Genomic DNA, 8,756 nt, shown 5'->3' on the forward strand with positions numbered 1-8,756 from the left:
TACGATTGCTATCGGGTATATCTCTGAAATATCGGGCAAATCAGAAAACATAAAACTACGTGCGGAAATTATTCAAGTTTCTAAGCGTTTATTTGGTGTACCCGATTTTTTATATTATGCTGTTGCCGACGGTATTTTTGTAATCTTAAAAACGGTTAAATCGGGTATTGGCACATTCTTTTCTTTGCCCGATTGTAGCACTCAATTGTCTCTGTTTTCTGATTCGGATGCGTCAAGGCTGAATTTTGGGGAAACTTAAAATAAACAATACAACTTGACATATGCAGCATTTTAGGGTATAATAAAATAAACCGAATAACCGCCTTCGGGCGGTTATTGTTTTATCAGAAAGGACGGTATATTAAATAATGGAAGGCAGAACTGCAGAGGAAAAACAGGGCATAACACTGCTCGGAAATCAGAAAACAAAATACCCCGACGATTATGCACCCGAGGTTTTGGAAACTTTTGTAAACAAGCATCAGGATAATGATTATTTCGTTAAATTCAATTGTCCCGAATTTACAAGCCTTTGCCCTATCACAGGACAGCCCGATTTTGCAACAATTTATATCTCATACATTCCCGATATAAAAATGGTAGAATCAAAATCCCTTAAACTGTATCTTTTCAGCTTCAGAAATCACGGCGATTTTCACGAGGACTGCGTTAATATAATTATGAAGGATCTCATTAAGCTTATGGATCCCAAATATATTGAAGTATGGGGAAAATTCACGCCACGAGGCGGAATTTCCATTGACCCCTACTGCAATTACGGAAGAAAAGGAACAAAGTTCGAAGAGATGGCTTTTCGCAGGCTGAGCGAGCACGATATGTACCCGGAAAAGGTGGATAATCGCTGAAACCTATTGACATCAGCTTCCTTTTGAGTTATAATAATAGTAATCTGCTATGATTAGTATAAAAGAAGGGACTTGATGCAATGAAAATATCAACAAAGGGCCGCTATGCTCTTAGAATGATGTGCGATCTTGCTATGAATGACACAGGCGCTGCAATCCCGCTCAAAGACATTGCTAAAAACCAGGATATAAGTGTTAAATATCTTGAACAAATAGTTATCCTTCTTAGCCGTGCGGGATTTGTAAAAAGCGTTCGTGGCGCACAGGGAGGCTACAAGCTGACAAATCCGCCTAAATACTACACCATCGGTATGATACTTAGGCTTACTGAGGGCAATCTTGCTCCAGTTTCCTGTCTTGAGGATAACGTCAACCAGTGTGAAAGAGCAGGTGAGTGTGCTACTCTTTTTGTATGGCAGAAGCTTTATGATGCAATTACCTATGTGGTGGATAACATCACTATCGAGGATATTGTAAATCATTCAAAGAGCATTACTTCAAATGATTATGTGATATGAAAAAACTCGGGAGAATAACTGCTTCTCCCGAGTTTTTATTTTAATCTATTGATTTAGGTGCTCTGTCGGGTCTCATAGTAAGAGAAATTCTCTTGCGCTTCATATCGACCTCAAGTACCCATACCTTGACAACATCGCCGACCTTAACAGCTTCAAGAGGGTGCTTTATAAATCTGTTGCATATCTGGGAAATATGCACAAGTCCGTCCTCGTGAACGCCGCAGTCCACAAAGCAGCCGAAATCGGTTATATTTCTGATTGTTCCCATTAGCTCCATACCCGGTTTAAGGTCTTTAAGCTCCATAACATCGCCGCTTCTGAGCAGGGGAGGGGGCAGTTCGTCTCGAGGGTCACGTCCCGGCTTGGCAAGCTCTTTGAGGATATCACGTATGGTAGGAACGCCCACGCCGATCTTTTCCGAAATGGACTGCACGCCTATCTTATCCGCTGCTGCGGAGATATCGTTCATCTTCTCGCTGCCGATGTCTGCAAGGGTAAAGCCGCAGATGTCCATAAGCTCTGCAGCCGCCTTGTAGCTTTCGGGGTGAACAGAGGTATTGTCAAGGGGATTTTTCCCCATAGGAACTCTTAAAAAGCCTGCACATTGCTCAAATGCCTTTGCTCCAAGCTTTGGCACCTTCATAAGCTGCTTTCTGTCGGTAAATGCACCGTTTTCCTCACGATATGCAACGATATTTTTCGCAACTCCCGAATTTATGCCCGAAATGTAGGTGAGCAGCGACTGTGAAGCCGTATTCAGATCAACGCCCACCGAGTTTACGCAGTCCTCAACAACGCCGCCTAAAGCTTCGTCAAGACGTGCTTTGGGCATATCGTGTTGATACTGTCCAACTCCGATGGATTTTGGGTCTATCTTAACAAGCTCCGCAAGAGGGTCCTGTAATCTTCGTGCAATTGAAACTGCGCTTCTAAGTGATACGTCATAATCGGGAAACTCCTCTGCGGCAAGCTTTGAAGCCGAATAAACAGATGCGCCTGCCTCGGAGATCACCATATATGATACTTTTCTGTCAATACCCTTGATTATTTCCGAAACTATCTGCTCGGACTCACGTGAAGCCGTTCCATTTCCTATGGCAATGGTGGTCACATTGTATTTTTCAATAAGCTGTATTATTTTCTGCTTGCCCTGTTCAATTTTGAATTTCTCATTTGTGGTAATGTATGCCACGCCTGTGTCAAGCACCTTGCCCGTTCCGTCAACCACCGCAAGCTTGCAGCCTGTCCTGAAACCGGGGTCAACTCCAAGAGTAATGCTGTCTTTAACGGGAGGCTGCATAAGAAGCTGACGAAGATTTGAGGAGAATACTTTAATTGCCGACTCGCTTGCCTTGTCGGTAAGCTCCGCACGTATCTCACGCTCCACAGATGGAGCAATGAGACGTTTCCAGCTGTCAAGGCAGGCAGCTTCCACAAGCTCCGCACATTTGCAGGGGCTTTTTTTATATGCTCCGAGAATGACCCTTTCAGCGTCTCCCTCGGGAAGTGTTACCGATACTTTGAGCTTTTCTTCACGCTCTCCTCTGTCAAGAGCAAGTATCCTGTGTCCTGCTATTTTGCTCACAGGCTCAGAAAATTCGTAGTAATTTCTGTAAGTTCCCTCGGGGTCCTTTTCCTCGTCTCCTGCGGAATTTACAAAGCCACGGGCGTTATACTGCTTTCTGAGCCGCTTTCTGAGTTCAGCGTCATCTGAGACATTTTCGGCAATAATATCGCATGCGCCGGTAATGGCATCCTCGGCAGTCTCAACGCCTTTTTCGGCGTCAATATATTTCTCAGCTTCTTTTTCGGGGTCAGCTTTCGGAGACTGTTCAAGAATGAACACCGCTAAAGGCTCAAGTCCCTTTTCCTTTGCCACCGACGCTCTTGTGCGGCGTTTCTGCTTGAAAGGACGGTAAATATCCTCAAGCTCGACCAGAACCGAAGCGCCTGCAATGGCAGCTTCAAGCTCGGGTGTCATTTTTCCCTGTTCGGTTATGGAATTGATAATTTCGCTGCGGCGCTTGTCCAGATTTCTAAGATATGTCAGCCTTTCGGAGATAAGTCTTATGGTCTGATCGTCAAGAGTGCCGTGATATTCCTTTCGGTAACGGGCGATAAAGGGCACGGTGCAGCCGCTGTCGAGGAAGTTGATTATATTGTCAATGTAGTCCTGTCTGACATTAAATTCGTTGTGAAGCTGTACGTTTATTTCCATTTTATGTTTCCTTTCATTTATCTATCCCGATAAGGTCAAAATCGGGAGTATATTCCTCTTTGGCGGAGGAGCGCTCCTGCATATATCCCTTGAAGCCAAGCTCGGCTGCAAGCTCTGCCACCTTGTTGTATTCATAGGTGGATATCCTGCGGTTTATTTCTTTATGCTCGGAGCTTTTGTAAAAAGGTGTATACTGGCTCATAAGGCTGAGAAGAAAGCTTTCCTTGTCAAAAAGCCTGTCAATTTCCCTGAGGACCGCTTCGGAATCATTCCGGTGGGAAGGCAGCACCATATGCCTGATGATAACGCCCTTTTTCATTATGCCGTTTTTATCAATTACGGGCTTTCCCGCAAGCTCTATCATTTTCGAGACCGCTTTTGAAGCATATTCAAAATAATCGGGAGCAGAGGAATATTTTTCCGAAAGCTCAGGGCTGAAATATTTTAGGTCGGGCATAAAAATATCCACATACCCACTAAGCAGTTCAAGAGTCTCCGTCTTTTCATATCCGCCGCTGTTGTAGGCAACGGGGATATGGAGACTGTGACCGCATTGGTCAAGTGCGGAAATTATCTGCGGCACATAATGAGTGGGGCTTACAAGATTGATGTTATGAGCGCCCTTTTCCTGAAGCTCAAGGAAAATTTCCGCAAGCCTGTGAGTGGTAATCTCTTTGCCGAAATTCTCGGCAGAAATTTTATAATTCTGACAGAAGCAGCATTTTAAGCTGCACCCCGAAAAGAAAACCGTTCCCGATCCTCTTGTGCCCGAAATGCAGGGCTCCTCCCACATATGAAGATAAGCCTTTGCGGCACGGGGAAGCAGTCCTCCGCAGCAAATTCCTGCCGATATTTCCCTGTCCGCTTTGCATTCTCTCGGGCAGAGAGTGCAGCATTTAAGAATGTTATTCATATTTGTGTGCAATAACATCGGTAAGCAGGATATCACGGGTCAGATAATTATCCTTTACAGCGTGTTCTTCGGAATAATCGGTGGAGAGATATTTTTTATTATCGTCCGCAAAAACTGTGACAACGGTACTGTCAGCCCCCAGCTGTTCACGTGCAAGGATACAGCCCAGCATATTTGCGCCCGAGGATATGCCAACACCTATGCCAAAACGTCTTGAAAGGGTCTGAGCCATAATTATTGAGTCGATATCGTCAACGGAAATAACCTTATCCGTCTCCTCAAGCTTCAGGATAGGTGGGATAAACTCGTCGGAAATGCCTTGTATGCGATGTTTGCCAACCTTATAGCCTGTTGAAAGGGTGGGGGAGTTAAGCGGTTCAAGGGGGTAGATCTTGCATTCGGGGTTATCCTCTTTAAGCCGCTTGCCGATACCCATTACAGTGCCGCCCGTTCCAACGCCCGCAACAACGCCGTCTGCTTTAAGTCCGAGAGCAGCAAGCTGACGGGATATTTCCTCGCCGGTGTAAATCATATGTGCTTCGGTATTGTCCTCGTTCGAAAACTGGCAGGGGAGAAACACGTTACCCTGCTTTGCAAGTTCTTCCGTAAGGGCGATAGAGCCTAAAAATCCGCCCTGCTCTCTTGAAACGAGACGAACCTCTGCTCCGAAGCTTTTCATAAGATTTATTCGCTCGGCACTCATCCAGTCGGGCATATAGATAATGACCTTGTGACCAAGGTAACTTCCGATAGCCGAGAATGCTATGCCCGTATTGCCGCTTGTAGCTTCGCATATCACATCGGTGGGGGATATAGCGTCATTCTCATAAGCTCTTTTCAGAATATGAAAGGCAACTCTGTCCTTGATGCTGCCTGTCATATTCAGATATTCCGCCTTGGCAAATATCCTGCCGGGACGGTCTTTGTAAGTGTAGCGTATCTCAAGCAGGGGAGTTTTTCCGATAAGCCCCTCGATACCGCTGAATTTATCTGTATTCATTTGAGTAGGTGTACCTCTTATTACATTTTATCGAAAGCCTGTTTCAGATCGGCAAGTATATCGTCAATGTTCTCAAGTCCCACAGAAAGACGGATAAGTCCGCCGTCAATTCCTGCCGCAACAAGCTGCTCGTCGGAAAGCTGACGGTGAGTTGCGGAAGCAGGGTGAAGAACACAGGTGCGGATATCCGCAACGTGAACTTCGTTGGAAGCAAGCTCAAGAGAGTCCATAAATCTTACAGCTGCGTCACGTCCGCCCTTTATTGAGAAAGAAATAACGCCGCTTGTGCCGAGAGGAAGATACTTTTCGGCAAGGCTATGGTATTTATCTGTTTTAAGACCGGGATAGTATACAGCTTCTACCTTATCCGATGAAGCAATAAATTCTGCCGCTTTGAGGGCATTGCTGCAATAAACGGGCATACGTACAGCAAGTGTCTCAAGACCGAGATTTAATAGGAACGAGGAGTGAGCGGCAGGATAGCAGCCGAAATCTCTCATAAGCTGCATTCTTGCCTTGGTAATGTATGGAGCGGCAGGGTACTGCTTGGTGTAGACTGTTCCGTGGTAGCTCTCGTCAGGTTCGGAAAGGCAGGGGAATTTGCCATTATCCCAGTTGAATTTGCCGCTGTCAACAATAACTCCGCCCACCTGAACAGCGTGACCGTCCATATACTTTGAGGTGGAGTGAACAACAATATCAGCGCCCCATTCGATAGGTCTGCATAAATAAGGCGTAGCAAAAGTATTGTCAACAATAAGTGGAACATTGTGCTTATGAGCGGCATTTGCCCACATTTCTATATCAAATACAGTAAGTGCGGGATTGGCGATAGTCTCACCGAAAACAGCCTTAGTGTTAGGCTTGAAAGCAGAGTCAAGCTCCTCGGGAGTTGCGTTTACATCAACCCAGATGCACTCAATGCCCATTTTTTTAAGAGTGAAGCCGAAAAGATTGACGGTTCCTCCATAGATAGAGGAAGAAGCGATAAAGCTGTCTCCTGCCTCGCAGATGTTAAGGATAGACAGAAGGGAAGCCGCCTGACCGCTTGATGTGCACATTGCCGCAGCACCGCCCTCAAGAGCAGCTATCTTCTTCTCAACGCAGTCTGTGGTGGGGTTTTCAAAACGTGAGTATATAAGGCTCAGGGTCGGGTCGTCAAACACGTCTGCAACGGAATTTGTGGAGTCGTAAACATATGTAGTGCTCTGAACAATTGGCATTACACGTGGTTCGCCGTTTTTTGGAGTATAGCCCGAGTGCAGGCATTTGGTTTCGATTTTGGCAGTATTTTTGATTTCTTTCACGTTATTGACCTCCGATTATTTTTTGTGCTGAAATACTCAGTATATTTCCTTATATTATACCATAGTTTTGTTATTAAGTCAATTTTTTCTAAAAAATTCTTACGATAATCAATGTAGATCTAATAAACGGTGAAAAGCAGCAACATTTCTGCCGCTGCTTTTCGCCGTTTATTAGATCCAATCATATTTTTGAAAAATGATTTTGCAGTTTTATCTTGTATATGCTGAATATGTCGTCAGTAATATTCAAAAAACTGCAGATCTCTTCCTTTGAATAACCCTTAAACAGATAACAGCATATTTGCTTTGAAATTAAATCAAGATCTGAAATACAAAGTTTTATTTCAAGGCTCTGAAACTGTTCGGTCGGGTCAGCAAAGAATACATTTCCAAACTTTTCGTTTGAATTATATGTGATAGATCTGTTAAGTGAAAAATCATACATTTCAGCTTGCTTTTGAAGCTGCAATTGTTTTTTGATTTTTTTTATATAGGTTTTCATACAATATTCGGAATATTCCTTAAATTTTCCATATTTGGGAGAATATGTCCGAATAGCATATAAATATCCTTCAAAACAAGCATCCATTTTATCGTCTGTTTCTAATTTTGTTTTGTCTTTTATGCAGAACTCTTTGATTGCTTCATAATTCATTTTTATCAGTTTATTTTCGTCTTTGCAGGGCTTGCCATTCTCTTTTTTTAGCACGAGGCATTTCTCTGTTTGCAGGCTTTCGAAGAATATAATCGCCCGAATAAGTGCAAAGCCACAGACAACTATCCTTATCCCATTCAGCTGTATATTTTGCCGGAAGTTTTATTTTTTTAGATTTCAGGAATTCACTTATATTTTTTGTATCAATTTTACCATTAGATTTAATTTTCAATCTTCCATTTTCAGAAGGAATAACAGCAATTTGATTTCCGGTTTCAGAACACATTATCTGAATGCTTTTTTGAGCTGTATTTCTTTTCATACTGTCTGATAAAGTGATCACATTATTAGAATCTACTCTCATATTAAAGTTGTTTGTGGCTTGAGGCGGGTCAATATCAATAAAAAGCCAGATAAATTAATCATTTTATTATACCTCCTACCAAAATGTTTGATTTCTTTAAGTTAATTACGTCAAGTTAAGGTAAAACTTCCACGTTTTTTCATAAACATTATAAGCTAAATATTCATATTTGTCAAGAGTTATAATAATTGTTAATTTCGTATTAGCACAAAGCAGGTGGTATTTAATATATCAGCAAGCCGATTCCCCATAATTAAAGTTAAACAGTCCTTAAAAACAAGCTAATTTCGCATAATCAAAGTTATGTGAAATTAGACTCTTTCTTTCTTGTAATATTCGAAAAATTCTCTTCACTTTCAATATTAGCTGGATTGTCCAATCCAAGTATATGCCGAATGTCGGATGTTACTTCAATAAACATTTTGAGCCGTTCTTCGGCAATAATAAGTTCTAAACAATCAATTTGAGATATTGTTCGGTAGCGCAAATTTTCTTGCAGCTGTTTAATATCCTGCTCAAGGTATTCACGCCGATTATACACGTAATTTGCGAGTATTTCGTATTTTTTCATATGATCACCTCTTGATATTATTTTAAATCAGAAATAATGATACCCTGTTACACCAAGAGAATATCACAGCTAAAGCTATTTGTCAAGAATAACTTTGAAAGACAAATTTATCGTTTTGAATATATGCATATGTTTAATGATTGTTAATAATTAACAAAGGATATTATATGTTCATCAAAAAAAATTGTCATCAGCAATTAAATATACTTTAAGTTTCCCCAAAAAGCAAGTATCAAATCCAAAGGAACAACGTAGGTAAGGGAAAAACGAGCAGAATTTTTTTGAAAAATGGAAAAAAATAGTACAATAAAAGCTCCAATATGGTATAATGTTAATAACCACAA

Annotated in this window: 10 protein-coding genes; 3 read left to right on the top strand and 7 right to left on the bottom strand. The window is 42.1% G+C overall.

The annotated features are described in order from the left end of the window. The 3 genes from ACR0QN_RS13500 to ACR0QN_RS13510 all read left to right on the top strand — a co-directional run. Positions 1–259 (top strand): hypothetical protein (locus tag ACR0QN_RS13500; protein WP_432651746.1); only part of this gene is annotated, 259 nt, incomplete at its 5' end. Between the two features lie 109 nt (positions 260–368). After that, positions 369–866, top strand: coding sequence for a preQ(1) synthase (gene queF / locus ACR0QN_RS13505; protein WP_432651747.1), 498 nt, complete (start codon positions 369–371; stop codon positions 864–866). An 80-nt stretch (positions 867–946) separates the two neighbouring features. Further along, positions 947–1,384, top strand: coding sequence for an RrF2 family transcriptional regulator (locus tag ACR0QN_RS13510; RefSeq protein WP_432651748.1), 438 nt, complete (start codon positions 947–949; stop codon positions 1,382–1,384). Between the two features lie 40 nt (positions 1,385–1,424). On the opposite strand, the gene ACR0QN_RS13515 is transcribed toward ACR0QN_RS13510, so the two are convergent. The 7 genes from ACR0QN_RS13515 to ACR0QN_RS13545 all read right to left on the bottom strand — a co-directional run bounded on the left by ACR0QN_RS13515 (position 1,425) and on the right by ACR0QN_RS13545 (position 8,412). Beyond that, entirely contained in the window at positions 1,425–3,602 is a 2,178-nt protein-coding gene (locus ACR0QN_RS13515) for a Tex family protein (protein ID WP_432651749.1), read from the bottom strand. A gap of 13 nt (positions 3,603–3,615) precedes the next feature. After that, positions 3,616–4,515, bottom strand: a complete 900-nt coding sequence (locus ACR0QN_RS13520; protein ID WP_432651750.1) for a radical SAM protein — start codon at positions 4,513–4,515, stop codon at positions 3,616–3,618. Next, the gene (locus tag ACR0QN_RS13525; protein ID WP_432651751.1) at positions 4,508–5,515 is read right to left on the bottom strand and encodes a PLP-dependent cysteine synthase family protein; all 1,008 of its coding nucleotides are present in this window, start codon (positions 5,513–5,515) and stop codon (positions 4,508–4,510) included. The genes ACR0QN_RS13520 and ACR0QN_RS13525 overlap by 8 nt, the downstream gene beginning before the upstream one ends. A gap of 20 nt (positions 5,516–5,535) precedes the next feature. Further along, positions 5,536–6,822, bottom strand: a complete 1,287-nt coding sequence (locus tag ACR0QN_RS13530; protein ID WP_432651752.1) for an O-acetylhomoserine aminocarboxypropyltransferase/cysteine synthase family protein — start codon at positions 6,820–6,822, stop codon at positions 5,536–5,538. Positions 6,823–7,003: 181 nt separating this feature from the next. Beyond that, entirely contained in the window at positions 7,004–7,477 is a 474-nt protein-coding gene (locus ACR0QN_RS13535) for a hypothetical protein (protein ID WP_432651753.1), read from the bottom strand. Positions 7,478–7,487: 10 nt separating this feature from the next. Continuing rightward, positions 7,488–7,799: a hypothetical protein gene (locus ACR0QN_RS13540; RefSeq protein WP_432651754.1), complete on the bottom strand. Its 312-nt coding sequence runs from the start codon at positions 7,797–7,799 to the stop codon at positions 7,488–7,490. Positions 7,800–8,142: 343 nt separating this feature from the next. After that, positions 8,143–8,412, bottom strand: a complete 270-nt coding sequence (locus tag ACR0QN_RS13545; RefSeq protein WP_432651755.1) for a hypothetical protein — start codon at positions 8,410–8,412, stop codon at positions 8,143–8,145. Positions 8,413–8,756 lie beyond the last annotated feature (344 nt).

The organism is Huintestinicola sp. (assembly GCF_050874005.1).
Taxonomy (GTDB): domain Bacteria; phylum Bacillota; class Clostridia; order Oscillospirales; family Ruminococcaceae; genus Huintestinicola.

What these genes read in the sequence shown, in the direction of transcription:
- ACR0QN_RS13510 (WP_432651748.1), top strand. Translation starts at nt 947, where the DNA reads ATGAAAATATCAACAAAGGGCCGCTATGCTCTTAGAATGATGTGCGAT.
- ACR0QN_RS13520 (WP_432651750.1), bottom strand. Translation starts at nt 4,515, where the DNA reads ATGAATAACATTCTTAAATGCTGCACTCTCTGCCCGAGAGAATGCAAA.
- ACR0QN_RS13540 (WP_432651754.1), bottom strand. Translation starts at nt 7,799, where the DNA reads ATGAAAAGAAATACAGCTCAAAAAAGCATTCAGATAATGTGTTCTGAA.
- ACR0QN_RS13535 (WP_432651753.1), bottom strand. Translation starts at nt 7,477, where the DNA reads ATGAATTATGAAGCAATCAAAGAGTTCTGCATAAAAGACAAAACAAAA.
- ACR0QN_RS13525 (WP_432651751.1), bottom strand. Translation starts at nt 5,515, where the DNA reads ATGAATACAGATAAATTCAGCGGTATCGAGGGGCTTATCGGAAAAACT.
- ACR0QN_RS13515 (WP_432651749.1), bottom strand. Translation starts at nt 3,602, where the DNA reads ATGGAAATAAACGTACAGCTTCACAACGAATTTAATGTCAGACAGGAC.
- ACR0QN_RS13545 (WP_432651755.1), bottom strand. Translation starts at nt 8,412, where the DNA reads ATGAAAAAATACGAAATACTCGCAAATTACGTGTATAATCGGCGTGAA.
- queF (WP_432651747.1), top strand. Translation starts at nt 369, where the DNA reads ATGGAAGGCAGAACTGCAGAGGAAAAACAGGGCATAACACTGCTCGGA.